The sequence below is a fragment of the Variovorax sp. W1I1 genome (assembly GCF_030815625.1).
Classification (GTDB): domain Bacteria; phylum Pseudomonadota; class Gammaproteobacteria; order Burkholderiales; family Burkholderiaceae_C; genus Variovorax; species Variovorax paradoxus_C.
Window position 1 is genome coordinate 6,386,504 of sequence record NZ_JAUSWZ010000001.1, and the last position, 26,034, is coordinate 6,412,537.

General features: G+C 67.2%; 20 protein-coding genes and 1 pseudogene. 20 read left to right on the top strand and 1 reads right to left on the bottom strand.

Annotated elements, in window-relative coordinates:
- Positions 1-41 precede the first annotated feature (41 nt).
- From QFZ83_RS29750 to QFZ83_RS29810, 13 genes are all read left to right on the top strand, one after another.
- Positions 42-1,667 carry a 6-hydroxynicotinate reductase gene (locus tag QFZ83_RS29750; RefSeq protein ID WP_307511953.1) on the top strand — a complete coding sequence of 542 codons (1,626 nt, stop codon included), beginning with the start codon at positions 42-44 and terminating at the stop codon, positions 1,665-1,667.
- Positions 1,668-1,670: 3 nt separating this feature from the next.
- The gene (locus tag QFZ83_RS29755; protein WP_307511955.1) at positions 1,671-2,579 is read left to right on the top strand and encodes a UPF0280 family protein; all 909 of its coding nucleotides are present in this window, start codon (positions 1,671-1,673) and stop codon (positions 2,577-2,579) included.
- A 20-nt stretch (positions 2,580-2,599) separates the two neighbouring features.
- On the top strand, positions 2,600-3,241 hold the full coding sequence (locus tag QFZ83_RS29760; RefSeq protein WP_013538678.1) for an amino acid synthesis family protein: 642 nt from the start codon (positions 2,600-2,602) through the stop codon (positions 3,239-3,241).
- A 46-nt stretch (positions 3,242-3,287) separates the two neighbouring features.
- Positions 3,288-3,872 carry an amino acid synthesis family protein gene (locus tag QFZ83_RS29765; protein WP_307511958.1) on the top strand — a complete coding sequence of 195 codons (585 nt, stop codon included), beginning with the start codon at positions 3,288-3,290 and terminating at the stop codon, positions 3,870-3,872.
- A gap of 66 nt (positions 3,873-3,938) precedes the next feature.
- A complete protein-coding gene (locus tag QFZ83_RS29770) occupies positions 3,939-5,144 on the top strand; it encodes an ABC transporter substrate-binding protein (protein ID WP_013538680.1) in 1,206 nt (401 codons plus the stop codon).
- A gap of 80 nt (positions 5,145-5,224) precedes the next feature.
- The gene (locus QFZ83_RS29775; RefSeq protein ID WP_306880910.1) at positions 5,225-7,156 is read left to right on the top strand and encodes an ABC transporter permease; all 1,932 of its coding nucleotides are present in this window, start codon (positions 5,225-5,227) and stop codon (positions 7,154-7,156) included.
- Positions 7,153-7,947, top strand: a complete 795-nt coding sequence (locus QFZ83_RS29780) for an ABC transporter ATP-binding protein (RefSeq protein WP_307511959.1) — start codon at positions 7,153-7,155, stop codon at positions 7,945-7,947. The genes QFZ83_RS29775 and QFZ83_RS29780 overlap by 4 nt, the downstream gene beginning before the upstream one ends.
- Positions 7,944-8,678, top strand: a complete 735-nt coding sequence (locus QFZ83_RS29785; protein WP_013538683.1) for an ABC transporter ATP-binding protein — start codon at positions 7,944-7,946, stop codon at positions 8,676-8,678. Before QFZ83_RS29780 ends, QFZ83_RS29785 begins: the two co-directional genes overlap by 4 nt.
- A 42-nt stretch (positions 8,679-8,720) precedes the next feature.
- Entirely contained in the window at positions 8,721-9,446 is a 726-nt protein-coding gene (gene pncA, locus QFZ83_RS29790; protein WP_307511962.1) for a bifunctional nicotinamidase/pyrazinamidase, read from the top strand.
- Between the two features lie 55 nt (positions 9,447-9,501).
- Complete coding sequence (locus QFZ83_RS29795; protein ID WP_307511963.1) at positions 9,502-10,662, top strand: ABC transporter substrate-binding protein; 1,161 nt, start codon at positions 9,502-9,504, stop codon at positions 10,660-10,662.
- Positions 10,640-11,140, top strand: a complete 501-nt coding sequence (locus tag QFZ83_RS29800; RefSeq protein ID WP_307511965.1) for a (2Fe-2S)-binding protein — start codon at positions 10,640-10,642, stop codon at positions 11,138-11,140. Before QFZ83_RS29795 ends, QFZ83_RS29800 begins: the two co-directional genes overlap by 23 nt.
- Positions 11,141-11,291: 151 nt before the next feature.
- Positions 11,292-15,047 (top strand): molybdopterin cofactor-binding domain-containing protein, encoded by a 3,756-nt coding sequence (locus QFZ83_RS29805; RefSeq protein ID WP_307511967.1) that lies wholly within the window; start codon positions 11,292-11,294, stop codon positions 15,045-15,047.
- A 122-nt stretch (positions 15,048-15,169) separates the two neighbouring features.
- On the top strand, positions 15,170-16,357 hold the full coding sequence (locus tag QFZ83_RS29810; RefSeq protein WP_307511968.1) for a fumarylacetoacetate hydrolase family protein: 1,188 nt from the start codon (positions 15,170-15,172) through the stop codon (positions 16,355-16,357).
- Between the two features lie 24 nt (positions 16,358-16,381).
- Here QFZ83_RS29810 and QFZ83_RS29815 read toward each other — a convergent pair.
- Positions 16,382-17,922: pseudogene (locus QFZ83_RS29815) on the bottom strand (YifB family Mg chelatase-like AAA ATPase).
- A 222-nt stretch (positions 17,923-18,144) separates the two neighbouring features.
- On the opposite strand from QFZ83_RS29815, the gene QFZ83_RS29820 reads away from it, so the two are divergent.
- The 7 genes from QFZ83_RS29820 to glcE all read left to right on the top strand — a co-directional run bounded on the left by QFZ83_RS29820 (position 18,145) and on the right by glcE (position 26,029).
- Positions 18,145-19,017: a TorF family putative porin gene (locus tag QFZ83_RS29820; RefSeq protein ID WP_307511969.1), complete on the top strand. Its 873-nt coding sequence runs from the start codon at positions 18,145-18,147 to the stop codon at positions 19,015-19,017.
- A 66-nt stretch (positions 19,018-19,083) separates the two neighbouring features.
- Complete coding sequence (gene glnK, locus QFZ83_RS29825) at positions 19,084-19,422, top strand: P-II family nitrogen regulator (RefSeq protein WP_007833403.1); 339 nt, start codon at positions 19,084-19,086, stop codon at positions 19,420-19,422.
- 28 nt (positions 19,423-19,450) lie between these two features.
- Positions 19,451-20,995, top strand: coding sequence for an ammonium transporter (locus QFZ83_RS29830; RefSeq protein WP_307511971.1), 1,545 nt, complete (start codon positions 19,451-19,453; stop codon positions 20,993-20,995).
- Positions 20,996-21,187: 192 nt separating this feature from the next.
- Positions 21,188-22,117 (top strand): SMP-30/gluconolactonase/LRE family protein, encoded by a 930-nt coding sequence (locus QFZ83_RS29835; RefSeq protein WP_307511973.1) that lies wholly within the window; start codon positions 21,188-21,190, stop codon positions 22,115-22,117.
- Between the two features lie 288 nt (positions 22,118-22,405).
- Complete coding sequence (locus QFZ83_RS29840) at positions 22,406-23,287, top strand: LysR substrate-binding domain-containing protein (RefSeq protein WP_307511974.1); 882 nt, start codon at positions 22,406-22,408, stop codon at positions 23,285-23,287.
- A 129-nt stretch (positions 23,288-23,416) separates the two neighbouring features.
- Positions 23,417-24,919, top strand: a complete 1,503-nt coding sequence (locus tag QFZ83_RS29845; protein ID WP_307511976.1) for an FAD-linked oxidase C-terminal domain-containing protein — start codon at positions 23,417-23,419, stop codon at positions 24,917-24,919.
- An 18-nt stretch (positions 24,920-24,937) separates the two neighbouring features.
- Positions 24,938-26,029 (top strand): glycolate oxidase subunit GlcE, encoded by a 1,092-nt coding sequence (gene glcE / locus QFZ83_RS29850; RefSeq protein WP_307511977.1) that lies wholly within the window; start codon positions 24,938-24,940, stop codon positions 26,027-26,029.
- Positions 26,030-26,034 lie beyond the last annotated feature (5 nt).

Here is a 26,034-nt window from a genome sequence, read left to right on the forward strand (position 1 = left end):
GGACCGATTGCCCCATACAGACAGCCCACGAGATCGCCCCGATGACCGAACACACCAAGACAGACGGATTACCCGGCATGGACATGCCGGTGGTCGCCGAAGCCGGCGCGAGCGCCTTCGGCAAGGCGCCGCCGCGCAACGAGAAGATGAGCACCGCCAAGGTCGAGTGCAACGCGTGTCCGGTGCTGTGCCAGATTTCCGACGGCCGCACCGGCGCCTGCGACCGCTATGCGAATCGCGAAGGCGTGCTGGTGCGCGTCGACCCCGTCGTGCTGCTGCGCCGCGAAATCGCAAGCGAGGCGCCCACGCTGGTGCCCTTCGATCGCCCGGCCGCCGACAAGAACGAAGTGATCAAAGCGGGCGCCCCCGACTGGAACGGCGACCTGCTGCACGCAGACGAAGTCTTCGTTACCGGCGTGGGCTCGTCCACCACGTACCCCGACTACAAACCCGCCCCCTTCATCGTGGCTTCCAAGGCCCAGGGCGTGGACATGGTCACCGTCGTCACCGAGGGCATCTTCAGCTACTGCAGCTTCAAGGTGAAGATCGACACCGACCGGTTCCTTGGCTCCGAGCAGGCCAACGTGCGCTACCGCGGCGAGGTCGTGGGCCACGTCACCACGGCCGAATACGGCTCGCAGATGCTGTCGCTCGGCGGCGTGCACCACCTCACCGGCGGCAGCAAGAAGGAAGGCCGCATGACGGCCGAGCTGATGCAGTTCCTGGGCAACAAGAAGGCGGTGGAGTGCACCATCGACGGCGGCTCCACGCTCGTGATCCAGGCCGGCAAGGCGCCCATCGTCAACGGCGTGGAAGAGCAGCGCATGCGCGTGGGTTGCGGCTCCGCAGCGGTCGGCATCTTCGCGCGCCAGTTTGCGGGCGTGGCCGACGAGGTGGTGGTGGTCGACGACCACATCACCGGCGTGCTCACCGAGCACCAGGCCGGCCGCTGCCTCGACATGGCGCCCTCGGGCATCCAGATGCTGGGTCGCAAGTCCACGCCGGGGCGCTACTTCCAGGTGGCGAACCCGGGCAACGGCTGGGGCGGCACCGACATCGCCGATCCGCTCGCGATCATCGAGGGCTGGGAAGAGGGCGTTGCGCGCCCGGGCCTGCGATTGCTCATGACATCGACTACTGGCGAACACGCTCAGTGGTACGTGCTCGACGAGGCACTGAAGCCCGTCGAGCAGGAGATGCCCGCCGAGGTGAAGCGCATCGTCGACCGCATCGGCGAGAACTGCGAGCCGTCGCTGTGCACCGTGCTGTTCCTCGGCGGTGCCGGCGGCAGCCTGCGTGCGGGCGTGACCGAAAACCCGGTGCTGCTAACGCGCGCTATCAAGCGTGCGCTGGTCAACGTCACCTGCGGCGGCGCGCCCGCCTATGTGTGGCCCGGCGGCGGCATCACCGTGATGGCCGATGTCATGCGCATGCCCGACAACAGCTTCGGCACCGTGCCCACGCCGGCCATCGTCGCGCCCATCGAGTTCAGCATGCGGCGCGCCGACTACGAGGCGCTCGGCGGCCACATGGAACACATCTTCTCGCTCGAACAGGCGCTCGCGCGCGGTGCGTGGCAGGAAGACGGCGCGCCGCTCGCGCGCCAATGGCTCGCGATGGACGCGGCCAACCCGTGGCCGCTCGGCCACGCACCCATGCTGGGCTGAACCATGTCTGCCCAACGCAGCGCGCTTGACTCAAGTCGCTGGCACTTCAACCACGGCCCGATCGACATCGTGGCCGAGGCGCACGGCGATCCGTACGCCGTCGCGGCCGCGCACGACGCGGCCTGGGCGCGCTTCGGCCATGTGCTCGACGAGTTGGTTCGTGAACTGCCGCTCTTGCGTTTGCCGGTGACCGACAAGCTGCGCCCGCGCGGCGTCGTCGGCCAGCGCATGTGGGATGCCTGCGCGGCGTTCTCGCCGATGTTCATCACCCCGATGGCCGCCGTGGCCGGCTCGGTGGCGCAGGAGCTCATCGCGTTCTACGACCGCCCCGGCATCGAGCGCGCCTGGATCAACAACGGCGGCGACATCGCACTGCACCTCGCGCCTGGTCACTCGGCGCGCGTGGGCGTGTTCGCCGACATCGCGCGCTTCGACTGGCGCAACCACAGCAACAGCATCCTCACCACCGACGGCCAGTTCGAACTGCATGCCGACGAGCCCGTGCGCGGCGTCGCCACCAGCGGCTGGCGTGGCCGCAGTTTCTCGCTGGGCATCGCCGACAGCGTGACGGTCCTGGCCGCCACCGCAGCACAGGCCGATGCGGCGGCGACAGTGATCGCCAACGCCGTCGATGTCGACGACGCGCTCATCCAGCGCAAGCCCGCCAGCGAATGCAAGGATGACAGCGACCTGGGCGACGCCTTGGTCACCGTCGACGTGCCGCCGCTCGCACCGTCGCAGGTCAAGAGCGCACTCGATACGGGCGCGATCTGCGCCAAGGTCCTGCAAAAAGGGGGGCTCGTCTGGGCCGCTCTACTCGTTTGCCAGGGGCAGTTCCGACTTGTCGAGCCCTTATGCTCGAAGTCGCTGCAGACCGTGCTGCCGAAATCACTTGGTTCAGTATTTGCTTAACGAAAGCAAGGTTCTTTTTCATGATCGATATCCGCCGCGTCTTCACCCATGTCGAGCACATCCACCACGAGTTCGGACCGCGTGCCGACACCCCGTTGGTGCGCGGTGCCATCGGCGCGGTGCTGACCAATCCTTTCGCCGGCCGCTACGAGCCCGACATCCTGCCGATGATGGCGCTGCTCGATCCCGTGGGCGTGGACATGGCGCACAAGCTGCACGCCGCGATGGACGTGCCGCTCGAGCAGATCGCCACTTATGGCAAGGGCGCCATCGTCGGCGCCGACGGCGAGCTGGAGCACGGTGCGCTCTGGCACGTGCCCGGCGGCTACGCGATGCGCGAACTGCTCGGCTGGAAGGGCAGCCGCGTGGCCTACACCCAAGGCGTTGCCGAAGAAAAAAGCGGCCAGCCCGCCAACGCGCTTTCCATCGTGCCTTCGACCAAGAAGGTCGGCCCACCCGGCGCGGCGCTCGACGTGCCGCTCACCAACATCAACGCGAGCTATGTGCGCGGCCAGTTCGATGCCATCGAAGTGCGCGTGCCCGGCGCGCCCGCGGCCGACGAGATCGTCTTCATCCTCGCGATGAGCACCGGCTACCGCGTGCACGCCCGCGTCGGCGGTCTGCTCGCGAAAGACATCAGCAAGTGGGACGGCCTGCGCTGAGCCCCGCGCATGCAGAGATAGAGACAAGACAAGGAACACACAGAACATGACCGCCAACATCCGCAAGCTCGTCATCCAGGTCGATGAAGTCCGCAAGGAAATGGGGCAGGACGTGACGCCGCCCACGCGCCGCGCCGTCGCCATTGCCGTGATCGAGAACCCGTACGCCGGCCGCTACAGCGAGAACCTCGACGAGCTCATCGCGATCGGCGAAGAGCTCGGCGCGCTGCTCGGCCAGAAGGCCGTGAAGGCGCTGGGCATCGAGCCCGGCCAGGCGCAGAGCTACGGCAAGGCCGCCATCGTCGGCGAGCGCGGCGAACTCGAGCATGCGGCCGCCATCCTGCATCCCAAGCTCGGCGCGCCGCTGCGCGTGGCGGTCGAGAAAGGCGCGGCGCTCGTGCCTTCGGCCAAGAAGCAGGGCACGCTCGGCACCGCCGTCGACGTGCCGCTCGGCCATAAAGACGCCGCCTTCGTGCGCAGCCATTTCGACGCCATCGAGGCCCGCGTGTCCGATGCGCCGCGCGCCAACGAAATCGTCGTTGCCGTGGCCGTCACCGACAGCGGCCGTCCGTTGCCGCGCATCGGCGGGCTGCAGGCCAGCGAGATCAAGGGCGAAGACGGCCTGCGCTGATCGATCCGCCTTTTCGTCATCACCACCGCACACATGTTTTCTGTTCGAACCCCTAGGAGCTTCCCGATGAATCCATTGCGCCTTGCCTTCTGCGCCGCTTCCGTCGTCACGCTGGCCACAGCCCTTGTCCCCGCGCATGCGCAGGGCGTGATCAAGATCGGCGAAATCAACAGCTACAAGGCGCAGCCCGCCTTCCTCGAGCCCTACAAGAAGGGCATGGAACTGGCGGTCGACGAGATCAACGCCAAGGGCGGCATCAACGGCAAGAAGATCGAGCTCATCAGCCGCGACGACAACGCCAACCCCGGCGACGCGGTGCGCGTGGCCGAAGAACTCATCTCGCGCGAGAAGATCGACGTGCTGGCCGGCGCGTTCCTGTCGAACACGGGCCTCGCGCTCACCGACTTCGCCAAGCAAAAGAAGTTCTTCTACCTGGCCGCCGAACCGCTCACCGACAAGATCGTCTGGAGCAACGGCAACAAGTACACCTACCGCCTGCGTCCCTCGACCTACATGCAGGTCGCGATGCTGGTGCCCGAGGCCGCCAAGCTCAAGAAGAAGCGCTGGGCGATCGTGTACCCCAACTACGAATACGGCCAGTCGTCGGCCGCCACCTTCAAGACGCTGCTGAAGGCCGCGCAGCCCGATGTCGAGTTCGTCACCGAACAGGCCCCGCCGCTGGGCAAGGTCGATTCGGGCAGCGTGGTGCAGGCGCTGGCCGATGCCAAGCCCGACGCGATCTTCAACGTGCTGTTCGGCGCCGACCTTTCCAAGTTCGTGCGCGAAGGCAACACGCGCGGCCTCTTCAAGGACCGTGAAGTGGTGAGCGTGCTGACCGGCGAGCCCGAGTACCTCGACCCGCTGAAGGACGAAGCGCCCAACGGCTGGATCGTGACGGGTTACCCGTGGAACGGCGTGAAGACGCCCGAGCACAAGGCCTTCCTCGATGCCTACCAGGCCAAGTTCAAGGACTACCCGCGCCTGGGCTCGGTGGTCGGCTACAGCGCGATCCACTCGATCGCCGCGGGCATCAAGAAGGCCGGCGGCACCGACACTGAAAAGCTCGTCGCGGCCTTCAAGGGCCTGCAGGTCGACACCCCCTTCGGCAAGATCAACTACCGCGCGCAGGACAACCAGTCCACCATGGGCGCGTATGTCGGCAAGACCAAGAACGACGGCGGCAAGGGCGTGATGGTCGACTACGTGTACCTCGACGGTGCCAAGTTCCAGCCTTCGGATGACGAAGTGAAAAAGATGCGCCCCGCAGACTGATTGCGCGGCTCCTGCAACGCGCCTGCCGCCGCTGATCGAGCGGGGCAGGGCGCGGTGTCTCCAGTTTCCTCAGGGTCCTTATGAGCTTTTCAGGCTTCGTTGTTCAGTTGCTCAACGGGTTGGCCGGCGCGTCCTCGCTTTTCCTCGTGGCGGCCGGTCTCTCGTTGATCTTCGGCGTGACACGCATCGTCAACTTCGCCCATGGATCGTTTTTCATGGTCGGCATCTATGTCGCGTACACGCTCGTCGAGAAGCTGGGTTCGACCCTGGGCTTCTGGCCTGCGCTCCTGATCGCGGCGCTAGCGGTCGGCGTGCTCGGCGCGCTGATCGAGGTGCTGCTGCTGCGCCGCATCTACAAGGCGCCCGAGCTGTTCCAACTTCTGGCCACCTTCGCGCTGGTGCTCGTCATCAAGGACGCGGTGCTGTGGCTCTGGGGGCCTGACGAACTGCTCGGCCCGCGCGCGCCGGGCCTCAAGGGCTCGATCGAAATCCTCGGCCGCCAGTTTCCTTCCTACGACCTGTTCCTGATCGTCGTCGGCCCACTCGTGCTCGGCCTCGTCTGGCTGCTGCTCACCCGCACGCGCTTCGGCACGCTGGTGCGCGCCGCCACGCAAGACCGCGAGATGGTCAGCGCCCTCGGCGTCAACCAGGCCTGGCTCTTCACCGCCGTGTTCGCGCTTGGCGCACTGCTTGCGGGTCTCGGCGGTGCGCTGCAACTGCCGCGCGAACCCGCCACGCTGGAGATGGACCTGAACACCATCGGCGCCGCGTTCGTGGTGGTGGTGGTCGGCGGCATGGGCTCGCTGCCCGGTGCCTACGTGGCCGCATTGCTCATCGCCGAAATCAAGGCCGTGTGCATCTGGCTCGGCGTGGTGCAGATCTTCGGCGTCGACGTGTCGTTCTCCAAGCTCACACTGATGGTCGACTTCCTCGTGATGGCGATCGTGCTGGTCTGGCGGCCGTGGGGCCTGTTCGGCCGGCCGCAGGCGCCGAGCCGCTACGTCGGCATGCAGGAAGAGCCGCTGCGCCGGCCGAGCAATGCCTACCTCATCGCCGCCGCGGTGCTCGCACTGATGCTCGCGGTCCTGCCGTTCCTGACGGTGAATTCGCCCTACACGATGGTGCTGATGATCGACCTGCTGATCGCCGCGCTCTTCGCGACCAGCCTGCACTTCATCATGGGTCCGGCGGGCATGCACTCCTTCGGCCACGCCGCGTACTTCGGGCTCGGTGCCTACGGCGCCGCATTGCTGGTGCGCTCGCTGCACCTGCCGATGGAACTCGCATTGATCGTCGCACCGGTCGTGGCCGCGCTCGGCGCGCTGGTCTACGGCTGGTTCGCGGTGCGGCTCTCGGGCGTGTACCTCGCGATGCTCACGCTGGCCTTCGCGCAGATCACCTGGGCCATCACCTACCAGTGGGACAGCTTCACCGGCGGCAGCAACGGCCTGACCGGCGTGTGGCCTTCCGAGTGGCTCTCGAACAAGCAGGCCTACTACTGGCTCACGCTGGTGCTCGTTGGCGCGGGCGTGTGGTGGCTGCGCCGCGTGCTGTTCTCGCCCTTCGGCTATGCGCTGCGCGCGGGTCGCGACTCGGTGCTGCGCGCCGACGCCATCGGCATCGACGTCAAGCGCATGCAATGGATGGCCTTCGTCATCGCGGGCACCGTGGCAGGCCTTGCCGGCGCGCTCTACGCGTTCTCCAAGGGCAGCATCTCGCCTGAAAGCCTGTCGGTCGGCAAGTCGGTCGACGGCCTCGTGATGGTGCTGCTCGGCGGCATCCAGACGCTGGCGGGACCGGTGGTCGGTGCCGTCACCTTCACCTGGCTGCACGACACCGTCGCGCGCAACACCGACTACTGGCGCGCGATGCTCGGCGCCATCATCCTGATCCTGGTGCTGCTGTTCCCGCAGGGCATCGCAGGCTCCGTCAAGCAACTCGCCGACCGCTGGCGCGCTCCGAAGAGTGAATCCGCAGAAGCAGACGCCAAGCTCAAGGAGGTGAAGGCATGAGCCTCCTCAAAGTCGAAAACCTCGGCAAGTCCTTCGGCGGCGTGAAGGCCGTGGACGGCATCAGCTTCGAGCTGCCCGCGGGTGAACTGCTCGCACTCATCGGCCCCAACGGTGCCGGCAAGTCCACCACCTTCAACATGGTCAACGGCCAGTTGAAGGCCGACCAGGGATCGATCACGCTCGACGGCCATGAGCTCGTGGGCCGCAAGCCCCGCGAGATCTGGCGCAAGGGCGTGGGCCGCACCTTCCAGATCGCCGAGACCTTTGCCTCGCTCACCGTTGTCGAGAACGTGCAGATGGCCTTGCTCTCGCACGACCAGAAGCTGTTCTCGATGTGGCGCCGTGCGGCCGACCACAAGCGCGACGAAGCGCTCGCGCTGCTCGACCAGGTCGGCATGAAGTCGCAGGCCGACCGGCCCTGCAGTGTGCTCGCCTATGGCGACGTGAAGCGCGTCGAACTCGCCATCGCGATGGCCAACAGCCCCAAGCTCCTCTTGATGGACGAGCCCACCGCCGGCATGGCGCCCAAGGAGCGCAACTCGCTCATGGCGTTGACGAAAGACCTGGTGATCCAGCGCGGCATGGCCGTGCTCTTCACCGAGCACAGCATGGACGTGGTGTTCGCGTACGCCGACCGCATGATCGTGCTCGCGCGCGGGCGCCTCATCGCGCAGGGCAAGCCGCTGGAGATCCGCGACCATCCGAAGGTGCAGGAGGTGTACTTCGGCAGCGGCAAGACATTCGAGAAGATCGCAGAGAAAGCCGCAGCGCTGGGAGTGACAACCGCATGAGCACGCACGAACCTCTTCTTCAAGCGAAGGCGTTGTGCGCCTGGTACGGCGCCGCGCAGATCCTTTATGACGTCGACCTCGACGTGCGCCGAGGCGAAGTCGTCGCGCTTATGGGCCGCAACGGCGCGGGCAAGTCGACCACGCTGAAGGCGCTGATCGGCATGCTCGCCAAGCGCCGCGGCGCAGTGCGCTTCCTCGGCCACGACATCTCCAAGAGCGAGCCGCACCACGCGGCGCGCCTCGGCCTCGGCTTCGTGCCCGAAGACCGGCGTGTGTTCACCGACCTCACGGTGATGGAGAACCTCGAAGTCGGCAAACAGCCCGCACGCCAGTGGGCCGACGGCACCGAGGCGCCACTGTGGACGCCCGAGCGCTTGTTCAAGCTTTTCCCCAATCTCGGCGAGATGCCCAACCGGCCCGGCGGTCGCATGAGCGGCGGCGAGCAGCAGATGCTCACCGTGGCGCGCACGCTGATGGGCAATCCGTACCTCGTGCTGCTCGATGAGCCTTCCGAAGGCGTGGCCCCCGTCATCGTCGAACAGATGGCCAACATGATCCTGGAGCTCAAAGCGCAGGGCGTGAGCATCCTCCTGTCCGAGCAGAACATGCACTTCGCCGAACTCGTGTCCGACCGGGCCTATGTGCTCGAGAAGGGCCAGATCCGTTATCACGCCACGATGGCCGAACTTTCTGCCAACGAAGAAGTGCGCCGCGCGTATCTCAGCGTTTGATCGTTCCCTGATCGTTTTCGTCAACCCACCGGAGTCCACACCATGCATCGCAGAATCGTCTTGAAGTCCGCAGCAGCCCTTGGGCTCGTGAGCGGGCTCGGCAGCTTCGGCCTCTCCGCCTTCGCGGCCGGCAAGATCAAGCCCGGCAGCAAGGCCGCGCTGATCGTGGTCGATGTGCAGAACTGCTTTCTCGACGGCGGCACGCTCGCGGTGAAGGGCGGCAACGAGGTGATCCCGGTCATCAACGGCCTCGCACCCGCGTTCGAGAACATCGTCGTCACGCAGGACTGGCACACGGCGGGCCACGCGTCTTTTGCGAGCACCTACTCGGGCAAGAAGCCTTTCGAGACGGTCAAGCTCAACTACGGAACGCAGGTGCTGTGGCCCGACCACTGCGTGCAAGGCACCGAAGATGCCGCGCTCGGCAAGGAGCTGAAGGTGCCCACCGCGCAGCTCATCATCCGCAAGGGCTTTCATAAAGAGATGGACAGCTACTCCGCCTTCGAGGAAGCCGACCACAAGACGGCGACCGGCCTTGCGGGCTACCTCAAGGCGCGCGGCATCAAGACCGTGTTCGTCACGGGTCTGGCCACCGACTTCTGCGTGGCCTGGACCGCGATGGACGCACGCAAGGCCGGCTTCGAGGCCTACGTGATCGAGGACGCCACCCGCGGCATCGACCTGAACGGCTCGCTTGCCGCCGCATGGAAGCAGATGAGCGCCAAGGGCGTCAAGCGCATCCAGTCGGCGGACATCCAGACCGCCTGAAGGCGCCGCTGCCACGGCCACAACAACACCACAACAACTCCAAAGTAAACGACGCATGAAGCTTTCGATCTCAAGGCGCGCCATGGTGGCGGGCGGCGCAGCCCTGGCGCTGGGCCCGGGCCTTCTCCGGCCGGCACGCGCAGAGAACGGCGTGACCGACACCACCATCCGCATCGGCCAGTCGGCCGTGTTCAGCGGGCCGGCCAAGGACTTCGGCGTCGACTATCGCGCGGGCATCAAGCTCTACTTCGACCGCGTCAACAAGTCGGGCGGCATTAACGGCCGCAAGATCGAACTCGTCACGTACGACGATGCCTACGATCCCGCGAAGACGGCGGTGAACACGGCCAAGCTGATCGATGAGGACAAGGTCTTCGCGCTCACCGGCTTCGTCGCCACCGGCAACCTCGCGGCGGCGATGCCGCTCGCCGAGAAGGCGGGCGTGCCGATGTTCGCGCCGCTGGTGGGCACCACCTCGTTCCGCACCAAGGTCAACCGCTACCTGTTCCATGTGCGTGCGGGCTACGACCTGGAGCTGCGCAAGATCATCAGCCATCTCTCGACCATCGGCATCTCGTCGATCGCGGTGGTGTTCCAGGACAGTCCCTTCGGCAAGTCCAATCTCGCCACCTGCGAGCAGCTCGCGGCCGAGTACAAGGTGCAGGTGGTCAAGACGCTGCCGCTGGCCATTACCGCGGAAGACGCGAAACAGGTCGCCACCGAGATCTCCGCGGCCAAGCCCGGCGCGGTCGTGATGATCATGGCCGGCCGCATGGTCGAGACCTTCATCCGCGACTACCGCGCGGGCGGCGTGGGTGCGCCGCTGTACACGCTGTCGGTCGGCATCACCGATGCGGCGGGCTCGGCCAAGCGGCTGGACGGCAAGCTCGCCGGACTGGTCACGGCCAGCATCGTGCCGCCGCCGCAGGCGCAGCGCGTGCCCATCGTGGCCGACTACCAGCGCGACCGCGCGGAGTTCGGCGAGAAGATCGACAGCTACACCACGCTGGAGGGCTACATCGTCGCGCGCGTGATGGTCGAGGGCCTGCGCCGCGCGGGCAAGACGCTCACGCGCGACAGCTTCATCGCCGGGCTGGAGAGCATCGGCAGCACGCGCTTCGGCGATTTCCCCATCGACTACAGCGCGAAGAACCACAACGGCTCGACCTTCGTGGACCTGGAGATGTACACCCGTGACGGCCAGTTGCGGCGCTGAGCCGCTGCACCTGCAGGTAAACGGGCAGGCGCAGTCGCTCGCGGGTGTTCCCCGCGAGGCGTCGCTGCTGCACTTTCTGCGCAACGACCTTGGGCTCAACGGGCCGAAGTACGGATGCGGGTTGGGGCAGTGCGGCGCGTGCACGGTGCATGTCGATGGCGTGGCCGCGCGGTCGTGCGTGATTCCCGCGCACGGCGTCGCGGGTCGCGCGATCACCACGCTCGAAGGCCTCGGCATGCGCGGTCGCTGGCACCCGGTGCAGGCCGCCTTCGAAGAAGCGCAGGCCGCGCAGTGCGGCTACTGCCTCAACGGCATGGTGATGCAGGCCGCGGCGTTGCTCGCGCGAGATCCGCATGCAAGCGAAGCGCGCATCCGCAGCGAGCTGTCGGGCAACCTGTGCCGCTGCGGCACGCACATTGAAATCCTCGATGCCGTGCAGCGCGCGGCCGCGCGCATGAGCGCAAAGGTGAATCCATGAGCGGCCGGTCTTGTCCCCGCTCCCCGTCTTGTTCCCTCTCCCTCTGGGAGAGGGTTAGGGTGAGGGCATCGGCCTTCGCACAAGCACAGCCTTTGCTATCGCCGCTTTCCCTCACCCCAACCCTCTCCCCGAGGGGAGAGGGAGCAAGCCTGTGACACGCCGCGCCGACCTGCCGCAGACCCGCGCGGAGTTCCTCGCCGCCGATGGTGTGTTGCTCGTCGTGCGCGAGACGCCGCCCGCACCGGTGCCTGCCAAAGGCCAGCCGATGGCGGTCGCCGGCAACCCGATCGAAGGCGACGAGATCCTGATCGCCGTGTGGGACGACGGCAGCGTCTCCGCGCTCAACGGCCACGTCGATCTCGGCACCGGCATCCAGACCGCACTGTCGCAGATCGTGGCCGAAGAGCTCGACCTCGGCATGCCCTGCGTGCGCATGATGCTCGGCGACACCGCGCGCGTCCCCAACCAGGGCGCAACGATCGCAAGCGCATCGATCCAGATCCATGCGCAGCCGCTGCGCCTTGCCGCAGCACAGGCGCGCGCGTGGCTGCTGGCGCGAGCGGCCGAGCGGCTGGGCGTGGCGGTCGAAGCGCTGCAGGTACGCAACGGCGTGGTGCGCGTCACGCAGACACCGGACCGTCACATCAATTACGCGGACCTCGTGGCGCATCAGCGCACGGTGTTGCGCCTCGACCCCGCCGCGAAGCCCAAGGACCCGGCCGACTACCGCATCGTCGGCACGCGCCAGGCGCGCGTGGACATTCCGGCCAAGCTCGCGGGCGACCTCGTGTTCGTGCACGACATGCGCGTGCCCGGCATGCTGCATGGCCGCGTCGTGCGTCCGCCGTACGCGGGCGCGGACCACGGCGACTTCATCGGCAACACGCTCGAGTCGGTCGATGAATCGTCGATTGCGCACATTTCTGGCATCCGCGCTGTCGTGGTGGTCCGCGACTTCGTCGGCATCGTCGCCGAGCGCGAGGAGCACGCCGAGCAGGCGCTGCGCGAGCTGCGCGTCACCTGGAAGTCGTGGCCCGGCATGCCTGACCTCGGCGATCTCGCGCGGGCCCTGCGCGACAACCCCTCGACGCAGCGCTTGCTGGTCGATGAAGGCGATGTCGATGGCGCGATTGCTTCGGCGGCGAAGCCGATGCAGCGCACCTATGTCTGGCCGTACCAGATGCACGCTTCCATCGGCCCCTCTTGCGCGCTGGCCGACTGGCAACCGGCCGATGGCAGCGGCGTGCAGTTGCGTGTGTGGGCCGGCTCGCAGAACCCGCACGTGCTGCGCGCCGACCTTGCGAAGCTCATGGCCGTGGACGACGTGCAGGTCGACGTGGTCCGCATGGAAGCCGCGGGTTGCTACGGCCGCAATGGCGCCGACGACGTGGCGGCCGATGCGGCGCTGCTCGCGCGCGCCGTCGGTGCGCCGGTGCGCGTGCAGCTCACGCGCGAACAGGAACACGCGTGGGAGCCCAAGGGCGCCGCGCAACTCATGGAAGTCGATGGCGGCCTGATGGCCGACGGCCGCATTGCCGCCTACGACTTCGAGACCTCCTACCCATCGAACGGTGCGCCGACGCTCGCGCTGCTGCTCACGCGCACCATCGAGCCGGTCGCGCAGGCCTACGAGATGGGCGACCGCACCTCGCGCCCGCCCTACAGCTACGACAACCTGCGCGTGAAGGTCAACGACATGGCGCCGATCGTGCGCGCCTCGTGGTTGCGCGGCGTGTCGGCGCTGCCGAGTTCGTTCGCGCACGAGTCGTACATCGACGAATTGGCGACGGCGGCGGGCGTCGATCCGGTGCAGTTCCGCTTGCGCCACCTGAACGATCCGCGCGCGGTCGAGCTGGTGCAGGCCACTGCGCAGAAAGCCGGCTGGCGCATGCGCACCGGCCCGCAGGAGAACGCGGACGGTGGACTGGGCGAGGGCGGCGACATCCTCTTCGGCCAGGGCTTTGCGTACGCCCGCTACATCCACAGCAAGTGGCCGGGCTTCGGCGCCGCGTGGGCCGCGTGGGTGGCCGACGTCGAGGTCAACCGCAAGACCGGCGAGGTGCATGTGCGCCGCGTGGTGGTGGGGCACGACGCGGGGCTGATGGTCAACCCGGCGGGCGTCGAGCACCAGGTGCATGGCAACGTGATCCAGACCACGAGCCGTGCGCTGATGGAAGAGGTGAAGTTCGCGCCGCAGCAGGGCACGCCGTCGGGCGGTGCGCAGTTGCCGGGCGTGCTGCCGACCGGTGTGGTGGCAAGCCGCGAATGGGGCAGCTACCCGATCATCAACTTCCGCGACGTGCCGGTGATCGAGGTGATGCACATGCCGCGGCCGGGCGAGCCGTCGCTCGGTGCGGGCGAGTCGTCGTCGGTGCCGGGGACGGCGGCGATTGCGAATGCGATCTTCGATGCGACGGGGGTGCGGTTCAGGGCGCCGCCGTTCACGCCGGAGACGGTGTTGGCGGCGTTGAACCGGGAGTTTCTTCCGCCGCCTCCGGGGGCAGGTGGAGGCGAGCAGCGCTCGAATGGTGACGCTGCCGTGCCCCCATCCCAACCTTCCCCCGGAAGGGGAAGGAGCAAGACGGATGCACCGTGGCCTCGGCGCAAAGGTGTGTGGGCCACAGGCGCCGCGCTCTTCATCGGCGGCATCGGCGTCATCGCTGGCCTCCTCGGCTGGCGCTCGTCCATCGCGCCCGTCTCGCTCACCGCGCCGGTCTACAGCGAGTCCACCATCGAACGCGGCCGCGTGCTTGCCGCGCTCGGCGATTGCGCGGTGTGCCACACCGCGCCCGGCGGCGTGCCCAATGCCGGCGGTCGCGCGATGGACACGCCCTTCGGCACGCTCTACACCACCAACCTCACGCCCGATGCCGACACCGGTCTCGGCCGCTGGTCCTTCAGCGCGTTCCAGCGCGCGATGCGCGAAGGCGTCTCGCGCGATGGCCACCACCTGTATCCGGCGTTCCCGTACACAGCGTTCGCCAAGACCAGCGACGACGACCTGCAGGCGCTCTATGCGTACTTCATGTCGATGCCCGCGGTGCGCGCGGAAACGCCGAGGTCCGAACTCAAGTTCCCGTTCAGCATGCGGCCGCTGATGGCCGGATGGAACGCGCTCTTCCACGACCCCGCACCGCTGCAGCCCGTCGCCACGCAAAGCGCCGAGTGGAACCGCGGCGCGTACCTCGTCAACGGCCTCGGCCATTGCGGCGCCTGCCATACGCCGCGCAATGCGCTCGGGGCGGAGCAGGGCGGCAGCGCGTTCCTCTCGGGCGCGATGGTCGATGGCTGGGAAGCACCGGCGCTCACACACTTGTCGAAGTCCGCCGTGCCATGGGACACCGAAGAGCTGTACCGGTACCTGCGCAACGGCCACACGCAACGCCACGGCATCGCCGGCGGGCCGATGGCCGAGGTGGTGCGCGAACTCGGCCAGGTGCCCGATGCCGACGTGCGCGCGATGGCCGTCTACCTCGGCTCATTCAACCCCGCGCCGGCAGCAGAGCCACAAGCCCTCGCGCAACAAGCCATCGACAACGCGGCACGCAAGCAGGGCCAGTTGCTCGGCCCCGCGCAGCGCATGTTCGACAGCGCCTGCGCCTCCTGTCACCACGACGGCAACGGCCCCACGCTGCTGGGCGTGAACACGCCGCTCGCGCTCAACAGCAGCCTCACGAGCGCGCGGCCCGACAACCTGCTGCGCACCATCCTCGACGGCGTGCGCGAGCCGGCGAACCGCGACATCGGCTTCATGCCGGCCTTCCGCGAAGTGCTCGACGACCGGCAGATCGCCGAGCTGGCCGGTTACATGCGCGCGCGCTTCGCACCGCAGGAGCCGGCGTGGACCGATCTGCCCGCGCAGGTGACGCGCGCACGCGCCGCGAAGGCGCACGGCGCGGGGCACTGAGCTCAGTGTCCCGGTGCGCCCGCGGACGCACCGCCGACGCTACGATGCGGCGTCGCGCACCGGCCTCTTCGCTCGTTTGCGCGCTGCACCACCGAACACCATCAACGGAGACACATCGCACCATGGCCCTGAACCTCACGACCTCGACCAGCCTTCCCAGCGACGCCGACCGCGCCACCCTGGTCGGCCGCATCTGGCAACCCGATGTGGGCCCGGTGCTGGTGGCCGTGCACGAAGGCGGCCTGCACGACCTGTCGAAGCTCGCGCCGACCATGAGCGACCTGTTCGAAGCCAAGGGCTCGCCGTCCGCCGCCGTGCGCGATGCGCTCAAGAGCGGCAAGGCGCCGCGCATCGCCGCAATCGATGCAGTGCTCGCCAACAGCGATGAGACCGCGCGCGACAACGCCAGGCCCTGGCTGCTCGCACCCTGCGACCTGCAGGTCATCAAGGCCAGCGGCGTGACCTTCGTGGCGAGCCTGCTGGAGCGCGTGATCGAGGAGCAGGCTCGCGGCGATGCGTCCAAAGCCGAGGCCACGCGCGCGGCCATCGGCAAGGTGCTCGGCGACAACCTCGCCGACATCGTGCCCGGCTCGCCCGAGGCCGCGAGGGTCAAGGAGGTGCTGATCGCGCAGGGCGTGTGGTCGCAGTACCTCGAAGTGGGCATCGGCCCCGATGCCGAGATATTCACCAAGGCCCCGGTGCTCGCCGCCGTCGGCACCGGCGCTGACGTGGGCATCCACTCGGGCTCGGTCTGGAACAACCCCGAGCCCGAGGTCGTGCTGGCGGTCAACAGCCGCGGCGAGACGCTGGGCGCCGCGCTCGGCAACGACGTCAACCTGCGCGACTTCGAAGGCCGCAGCGCACTGCTGCTGGGCAAGGCGAAGGACAACAACGCCTCGTGCGCGATCGGTCCGTTCATCCGCCTGTTCGACGAGCACTTCGGCATCGCCGATGTGCGCCGCATCACCGTTGGGCTTCAGGTGACCGGACCCGAAGGCTTCGTGCTCGAAGGCTCGAGCTCGCTCACGAAGATCAGCCGCGATCCGTTGGACATCGTGTCGCAGGCTGTTGGCATTCACCATGATTACCCGGACGGCTTCATGCTGTTTCTGGGCACGATGTTCGCGCCGACGCAGGATCGGCATGGGCCTGGGCAGGGGTTTACCCATGTGGTGGGGGACCATGTGCGCGTCGGTGCGCCGGAACTGGGTGCGTTGTTCAACCGCGTGGTGCATTCGGACAAGGCGCCGCGTTGGACGTTCGGGCTGAGTGCGCTGATGCGCAACCTGGGCGCGCGCGGCCTGTTGTAGCCCGGATCATCGGCGCGGCGTGCCTCACGCCACGCCGTGCAACCCCCTGCGGTACTGCACCGCCTCCGCCACATGCACGACCTGCACCGTCTCCGACGAAGCCAGGTCCGCAATCGTGCGCGCCACCTTCAGCGCCCGGTGCGTGCTGCGCGCCGACCACCCCAGCTTGGCGGCCGCGTTGTAGATGAACTTGAGCGCCGTGGCGTCCAGCTCCGCATGCTTGTCGATCGCGCTGCCCTGCAGGTTCTGGTTGGCGTGGCCCTGGCGCTGCATCGCGCGTTCGCGCGCCGCCACCACGCGGCTGCGGATGCTCTCGGTCGATTCGCCCGGAGGTGAATTGAGCAGCTGCTCCGCCGACACCGCGGGCACTTCGATGTGCAGGTCGATGCGGTCCAGCAGCGGCCCGCTGAGCTTGCCCTGATAGCGCGAGACTTGGTCCGGCGTGCAGCGGCAAGACTTCAGCGACGAACCGAGATAGCCGCAAGGGCAGGGGTTCATCGCCGCGATCAGCTGGAAGCGCGCAGGAAATTCGGCGCGACGCGCAGCACGGACGATCGTGATCGTGCCGGTCTCCAGCGGCTCGCGCAGCGCTTCCAAGGCTGAGCGCGCGAACTCGGGAAACTCATCGAGAAACAGCACGCCGTGATGCGCTCTTGAAATCTCGCCCGGCCGCGGGGGCGAGCCGCCACCGACCAATGCGACGGCGGAAGAGGTGTGATGCGGCGCCGAAGTCGGCCTGCACATCCATCGCTCTGTTGCGAAGCGCCCGCCCAGGCTCGCGACGGCGGCGCTCTCCAGCGCCTCGTCGATGCTCATCGCCGGCAGCAGGCCCGCAAAGCGCTGCGCGAGCATCGACTTGCCCGAACCCGGCTCGCCCACCATCAACAGGCTGTGGCCGCCGGCCGCGGCGATCTCGAGCGCGCGCTTGGCTCCGACATGGCCCTTGACCTCGGCCAGGTCCGCGTACTGCGATGCGGCGACGCCCGGTGTGACGTGGATCCGCGCCCAGCCATCGTCGGAGGGCTCGGGTGCCGCGGCCTTGTCGTCCTCGGGCAGGAACTGCCGCACCACATCGAGCAGGTGCCTCGCGCCGTACACCTCGCCGCCGGGCACCAGCGCGGCCTCTTGCGCGCTGTCCATCGGCAGCACCAGCTTCGTCGCGACGCCGCGCGTGTGCAGGGCCAGCGCCATGGCCAGCGCGCCGCGCACCGGCCGCAACTCGCCCGACAGCGACAGCTCGCCCGCGAACTCGTGCCCGGCCAGCCGCACGCCCTGGATCTGCCCGCTGGCCGCGAGGATGCCCAGCGCAATCGGCAGATCGAAGCGGCCGGAATCCTTCGGCAAGTCGGCTGGCGCCAGGCTCACCACGATTTTTTTGTTGTTCGGAAACTCCAGGCCCGCGTTCTGGATCGCCGAGCGCACCCGGTCGCGCGATTCCTTCACCTCGGTTTCCGCCAGCCCCACGAGCGTGAAACTGGGCAAACGTTCGCCAGATGCACCTCGACCGTGACATCGGCCGCTTCCAGCCCAAGCAAAGCGCGGCTTTGCACCAAAGACAGACTCATTTTTATCCCTCTCCCCAAGATGGTGCATCCATCTTTTGTTGACCCCGCGGCCGCGCGGCACGCTGGTGCCTGCAACCGATCGAAACAACGCTTGTAACGAATTGGCGCTCATCGGCAGCCATTCGCTCCCTGCTGGATGAAGGTATTCGTGCACTTTGGCACGCTCCCTGCTTTGAGGGTGTCAGGTCCCCCAACACTTACTTACTTGCGAGGAGTTTCCCGATGACGCACCGTTCCGCCGTCCAGGCGCTGATCGTTCTGGCCACTGCATTGACCGCATCGGGCGCCGCCCTGGCGCAGACAGCTGCTCCGGCGGATCCGGCACCCGCCCCGGCCCCCTCGCTGACCGGCAACATCTCGCTGACCACGAACTACAAGTTCCGCGGGCAGGACCAGGACATGATCGGCCGCAACGACTACGCCAAGACCCGCGGCCTGAAGCCCGCCATCCAGGGCGGTTTCGACTACGCCTTCGGCGACAGCGGCTTCTACGTCGGCAACTGGAACTCGAGCGTCAACTGGCTCAAGGGCAACAGCATCGAGACCGACCTGTACGGCGGCTACAAGTTCAAGGCCGGCCCGATCGACATGGACGTCGGTGCCCTCACCTACATCTACCCGGGCAACTCCGCCGGCAACACCACCGAGCTCTACCTGGGCGCCACCTACGCCGACGAAACCTTCGGCTCGTTCACCGCCAAGTACTCGCACACCGTGTCGAAGGACTACTTCGGCTACGCAGGCAACAAGGCCGGCTCGGGCCTGAAGGGCCGCAACACCGGCTACCTGAACCTCGCGTACAGCAAGGAAATCGTGCCCAAGGTCACGCTGAAGGCAGCCGTTGGCTTCACCAACATGTCCAGCGACATCCGCAGCCTGGGCTACAAGAGCTATGTCGACTACAACGTCGGCGCCTCGTACGACTTCGGCAATGGCCTGTCGCTCACCGGCTCGGTGCAGGGCGCCAACAAGAAGGCGAACTACCAGGTCGTCGCGAACCCTGGCCTGGAGATCCCCGACTTCGGCACCTTCGGCACGACGTACTACTCGCCGAACAAGGCGCGCTTCATCCTCACGCTGACGAAGACGCTCTAAATAAAAACAACGAGGTGCGGCCCAAGCTGCCGCACCATTTCATTTCCATCCAAAGGAGAAGTTCACATGAAGCTGGTCACAGCCATCATCAAACCGTTCAAGCTCGACGAAGTGCGTGAAGCACTGTCGGCGATCGGCGTGCAGGGGATCACCGTCACCGAGGTGAAGGGCTTCGGCCGCCAGAAGGGCCACACCGAGCTCTACCGCGGCGCGGAGTACGTGGTCGACTTCCTGCCCAAGGTCAAGATCGAAGCGGCCGTCTCCGACGACCTGGTCGATCGCGTGATCGAAGCCGTCGAAGGTGCCGCCCGCACCGGCAAGATCGGCGACGGAAAGATCTTTGTCTACAACCTCGAGCAGGTCGTACGCATCCGCACCGGCGAAACGGGCCGCGAAGCCCTCTGATCGAGTCTGGCCCGAAAGAACAACGACTATGAAAAAACTGCTTGTCTCTCTTGCGCTCGGCCTGAGCGTTCTCGCCGCCGGCACGTCCGGCTTCGCACAGACACCCGCCGCGCCTGCTGAAGCGCCCGCCGCATCCGCGCCGGCTGCCGCAGCACCCGCGGCCGCTCCCGCCGCTGCAGCGCCTGCCGCCGCAGCAGCTGCAGCACCCGCCGCGGCCGAAGCAGCACCTGCTGCCGCACCCGCGCCGTCCTTCAACAAGGGCGACACCAGCTGGATGATGCTGTCCACGCTGCTCGTGATCATGATGACCATCCCCGGCCTCGCGCTGTTCTACGGCGGCCTCGTGCGCAGCAAGAACATGCTGTCGGTGCTGATGCAGGTGATGGTCACGTTCTCGCTGATCGTCGTGCTGTGGCTCATCTACGGCTACAGCCTCGCGTTCACCGAGGGCAATGCCTTCATCGGCGGATTCGACAGGCTCTTTATGAAGGGGATCTTCGATCCGGCCACCGGCGTGTTCGCAGCCGGCGCAACCTTCAGCAAGGGTGTCTACATCCCCGAACTGCTGTTCGCCGCCTTCCAGGCCACGTTCGCCGGCATCACCTGCTGCCTGATCGTGGGTGCCTTTGCCGAACGCGCCAAGTTCTCGGCCGTGCTGCTGTTCATGGTGATCTGGTTCACCTTCAGCTATGCACCGCTGGCTCACATGGTCTGGTTCTGGATGGGCCCTGACGCCTACACCTCCGCCAGCGTGGTGGATGCCAACAACGCCAAGGCCGGCCTGATCTGGCAGTGGGGCGCGCTCGACTTCGCAGGCGGCACCGTGGTGCACATCAACGCAGCCGTCGCCGGCCTCGTGGGTGCCTTCCTGATCGGCAAGCGCGTGGGCTACGGCAAGGAAGCCTTCACGCCGCACTCGCTCACGCTCACCATGGTCGGCGCCTCGCTGCTGTGGGTCGGCTGGTTCGGCTTCAACGCAGGTTCGGCCCTGGAAGCCGGCACCAGCGCCGTGCTCGCCTTCATGAACACCTTCTCGGCCACCGCCGCCGCCGTGCTCGCATGGTGCATCGGTGAAGCGCTGATGCGCGGCAAGGCCTCGATGCTGGGTGCCGCTTCGGGCGCTGTTGCAGGCCTCGTGGCCATCACCCCGGCAGCCGGCAACGTCGGCCTGATGGGCGCCATCGTCATCGGCTTCATCGCCGGCTTCGCCTGCCTCTGGGGCGTCAACGGTCTCAAGAAGCTGCTCGGCGCGGACGACTCGCTCGACGTGTTCGGCGTGCACGGTGTCGGCGGTATCGTCGGCGCGCTGCTCACCGGTGTGTTCAACACCCAGGCCCTGGGCGGCCCCGGCCTCGTGGGCGACTGGGTCACGGCCAGCGTCGTCTCGAACGGCATCGGCGCACAGGTCTGGATCCAGCTGAAGGGCGTGCTGCTGACCATCGTGTGGTCGGGCGTGGTGGCGTTCATCGCCTTCAAGATCGCCGACCTCACCATCGGCCTGCGTGTGTCGGAAGAAGAAGAGCGCGAAGGCCTCGACATCTCCTCGCACGGCGAGACTGCCTACAACCGTTGATCGGCCACTGGGGAGCCCTCATCGGGGGCTCCCCAGCCGGATGACCACCATCCTTTTTCTTCACAAGAACAATTCTTCGTAACGAGTTTTTCAAGCGAGGTCTCCTTTGGATGTTCAGCCCGCGAGCGCTTCGGCGCCAGCGGGCTTTTTTTTGCCTGCCGCCGCCATCGCCAGGGGCACAATCGCCCCACCATGTGGACCTCCCTCGACAACAGCCTCTGCGAGCTCGGCGAATCGCCGTTCTGGCACCCTGAAGAACGCTCCCTTTACTGGCTCGACATTCCAGGCCGCGCGGTGTTGCGAACGCGCGGCGAGATCGGAACGACAAGTGCCACGGTCGAGCGATGGGCCCTCTCCACCGAACCCGGCTGCATGGCGCCGGCCCGAAGCGGCGGCCTCGTGATCGCACTGCGCGACGGCATCTACCGCGCGCGCGAATGGGGCGGTGAACTGGTCGCGATGGCGCGCGTCGAGCACGACGTGCGCACCATGCGTTTCAACGACGGCAAATGCGATCCGCTCGGGCGCTTCTGGGGCGGTTCGCTCAACGAGGCGAAAGACCGCGCCAACGCCGCGCTCTACTGCTTCGATGCACGCCCTGGCACCGACATTTCGCCCACGCTTTCGCAGATGGCCAACGAGTCCACCACCGCCAACGGCCTCTCGTTCTCCCCCGACGCGCGCACTCTCTACTGGGCCGACACCGCCGCGCACGTGGTCTGTGCATGGGACTGGGATGCCGAGGCCAACGCGCTCTCGCGCGCCCGCGTGTTCCACCAGTTCGACGCCAAGCCCGAAGGCTGGACGCCCGCGTCCGTTCGCTACGAAGGCCGTCCCGATGGCGCGACGGTCGATGCAGAAGGCCATTACTGGGTTGCGATGTTCGAAGGCGCGCAACTGTTGCGCTTCGCGCCGTCGGGCGAGATCGTGGCCTCGGTGCCCGTGCCTGTTCAGTGCCCGACCATGCCGTGCTTTGGTGGCGACGATTTGAAGACGCTGTTCGTCACCAGCGGTCGCAAGGGTCGGCCTGCGGCAGAGATCGAACGGCTTCCGGCATCTGGCACGGTGATCTCTACGCGCGTCGATACGCCTGGGTTGCCCGTCAACTTCTTCGAGGACTAAGGTGAGACGTTCAGGGCGCGATCACGCCGACGGGGTACCTTGCTCCGCGAATGTCCCCCGGCTTCGCCTCCTCCTTGATTTCGCTGCGCAAGGCACCCCATCGGCGTGCTCGTTATTCAGAGCAGTCGTTGATCGGCCAGAACAACGACAGCGCTCTGTGTGCGCAGGGCATCGGGTGCTCCCCGCAGCGAAATCAAGGAGGAGGGCGAAGCCCGGGGGACATTCGCGGAGGGGAGTATCCGGTGGCCTGTGCACGCGCCCCGAACAAGAGGCCAGAGCGTAGGAACCATGGCCCTCCAGCACATCCCACCGATCCAATGCCTGCTCACCTTCGAAGCTGTGGCGAGATTGCGTCACGCGGGCCGCGCAGCCGACGAACTGTGCGTCACCCCCAGCGCAGTCAGTCACCGCATCAGGCAACTCGAAGCGCACGTCGGCTTCAAGCTCTTCGGCCGCAGTGATTTCAGCCTGACGGCCGACGGCGCGGCCTACCTCGCGAACGTGCGCACCGGCCTCGCGGCACTGCAGGCCACGCCGCTGGCCAACGCGGCACCGCGCGCCACGCGCCTGCGCATCGCTGTCACACCGACTTTCAGCCGTCAGTTCCTGATGCCCCGGCTCGAACTGTTCCGCAACATCTACCCGGACATCGAACTCGTGCTGCAGGTGTCGATCCCCCTGCTCGACGTGACAGCCGAGCAGGCCGACCTCGAAGTGCGCTACGGCACCGGCGCCTATGCCGATTGCGAACACCGCCTGCTGCTCGAGGAAGAAGTGGTGCCCGCCTGCAGCCCGAGCTACCTCAACGAGTTCGGCCCGTTCGACGGCTTTCGCACCGCGGCCGAGATCGCGAGCGCGCGGCTCATCCGCAGCCCGCTCGAACCCTGGGGCACCTGGTTCGCGCACTGCGGCATCGACCAGCCCGAGCCTCATGTCGGCTCCCAGTTCAATGACCTAGGGCTCGTCTACGACGCGGCCGCCAGCGGCTTCGGCGTGGCGCTGGTGCGGCAGAAGATGGGCGCTGCATGGTTCGAATCGGGGCGGCTCGTGGCGCTCTCCGACGAGGCGGTGCCGTCGCCGCACCGGCACACCATCTGCTGGCAGCCCGGCACGCTCGAGCGCTGGGAGTGCGCGGCCTTCGTCGACTGGCTCGCGCAGAGCCTGCGCTGAGCGGGCGGCCGGGCGGCCGGCAAAGTTCTTTCAAGCGCGGCGCAAAAAAGCTTCAACCCGGCGCCGCCGCATTTCCGTAGAGTGCGGTACCCCCGAGACATCCGCCAGAAAAGACAAGAGGCCCGCCGCATGAATGCGCCGCTCACTGCCGTCCAGCAAGATTCGCTACAGAAAACAGAGCGCCAGTCGCAGGTAGTGCGTGCGCTGCAAGCGCACCTGCCCGCGCATGCCCTGATCTGGCACGCCGAGGACACCACGCCCTATGAATGCGACGGCCTCACCGCCTACCGGCAGCGGCCGCTTGTTGTGGCCCTGCCCGAGACCGAGGCGCAGGTCGCCGCGGTGCTCAAGACCTGCCATCAGCTTGGCGTACCGATTGTGGCGCGCGGTGCGGGCACCGGGCTCTCAGGGGGCGCGATGCCCCACGCGCTGGGCGTGACGCTCTCGCTCGCCAAGTTCAACCGCATCCTGAAGATCGATCCGGTGAGCCGCACGGCCGTCGTGCAATGCGGCGTGCGCAACCTCGCGATCAGCGAGGCGGCCGCGCCGTTCAACCTTTACTACGCGCCCGATCCGTCGAGCCAGATCGCCTGCACCATCGGCGGCAACGTGGCCGAGAACTCGGGCGGCGTGCATTGCCTGAAGTACGGCCTCACGCTGCACAACGTGCTGCGCGTGCGCGGCTTCACCGCCGAAGGCGACGCCATCGAATTCGGCGGCGACGCGCTCGATGCGCCGGGGCTCGACCTGCTCGCACTCGTCATCGGCAGCGAAGGGATGCTGGCCGTGACCACCGAGGTCACCGTCAAGCTCGTGCCCAAGCCGCAGCTCGCGCGCTGCATCATGGCCAGCTTCGATGACGTGCGCAAAGCCGGCGATGCGGTCGCGGCGGTGATCGCGGCCGGCATCATCCCCGCGGGGCTCGAGATGATGGACAAGCCGATGACCGCCGCCGTCGAAGATTTCGTGCGCGCAGGCTACGACCTCGATGCCGCGGCGATCCTGCTGTGCGAATCCGACGGCACGCCCGAAGAGGTCGAAGAAGAAATCGGCCGCATGACCGCCGTGCTGCGCGGCTGCGGCGCCACCGCCATCGCGGTGAGCAGCAGCGAAGACGAGCGCATGAAATTCTGGAGCGGCCGCAAGAACGCCTTTCCGGCGTCGGGCCGCATCAGCCCCGACTACATGTGCCTGGATTCGACCATCCCGCGCAAGCGCCTCGCGGACATCCTGCTCGCGATCCAGGAGATGGAGAAGAAGTACAACCTGCGCTGCTGCAACGTGTTTCACGCGGGCGACGGCAACCTGCATCCGCTGGTGCTGTTCGATGCGAACGACCCGGACGAGCTGCATCGCTGCGAACTCTTCGGCGCCGACATCCTGGAGACCAGCGTCGCGATGGGCGGCACGGTGTCGGGCGAGCACGGCGTGGGCGTCGAAAAGCTCAACAGCATGTGCGTACAGTTCACCGCGGCCGAGAACGAGCAGATGTTCGGCGTGAAGCGTGCGTTCGATCCGGCCGGGCTGTTGAATCCCGGCAAGGTGATTCCGACGCTGCAGCGCTGCGCCGAGTACGGCAAGCAGGTGGTGCGTGGTGGGAAGCTGCCGCATCCCGATCTGCCGCGCTTCTGAGAACAACAAGAAGAGACCATGGATCAAGCCCTCAGCCAGATCGTCGAGCGCATCCGCGCCGCAACCGCCGACGCCACGCCCCTTTGGATTCGCGGCGGTGGCACCAAGGATTTTTACGGCGAAGCGCTGCAAGGCGACATCCTCGACACCACAGCGCTCACTGGCATCACTAGCTACGAGCCGAGCGAGCTCGTTGTCACCGTGCGCGCAGGTACGCCGCTAGCCGAACTCGAAGCCGCGTTGGCCGAGAAGGGTCAGTGCCTGCCCTTCGAGCCGCCGCACTTCGCAAGCAACGGCACGGTGGGCGGCATGGTCGCCGCTGGCTTGAGCGGTCCCGCGCGCGCCAGCGTGGGCGCGGTGCGCGACTACGTGCTCGGCGCCACGCTGGTCAACGGCCGTGGCGATGTACTGAGCTTCGGCGGACAGGTGATGAAGAACGTCGCGGGCTACGACGTCTCGCGTGTGCTCGCCGGCTCGCTCGGCACGCTGGGCGTGATCGCCGAGGTGAGTCTCAAGGTGCTGCCCGTCGCGCCCGCCGAGGCCACGCTGGAATTCGCCTGCAGCCAGGCCGATGCGCTGCGGCTGCTCAATGAATGGGGCGGCCGGCCGCTGCCGCTGAATGCGAGCTGCTGGTTCGAATACGGCGGCGCCGGCGCGCTTTACCTGCGGCTGCGTGGTGCCGTCGCGGCCGTGGAAGCGGCGTGCACGCACCTCGGTGGCGAGCGCAAGGACAACGCACGGGCTGCTGCCGACTGGCAGGCGCTGCGCGACCAGCAGTTGCCGTGGTTCGACACCTCCGACGAAGCGGATGCACTCTGGCGCCTTTCGGTGCCGCAGACCGCACCGGTGCTGGACATCGATGGCAACGCGCCGCTGATCGAGTGGCACGGCGGACAGCGCTGGTACAAGGCGCCGCCGGATCAAGCCGCGCGCATTCGCGAGATCGCGCACGCAGCGGGCGGACACGCCACGTTGTTCAGAACGCCTGCCTCGGACATCCCCCGCTTCGACGCGATGAGCGCTCCGATCGCCCGCATCCACCGTGCGCTGATGCAGGAGTTCGATCCGCACCGCATCTTCAATCGCGGCCGGCTTTTCGCAGACGCATAAAAAGA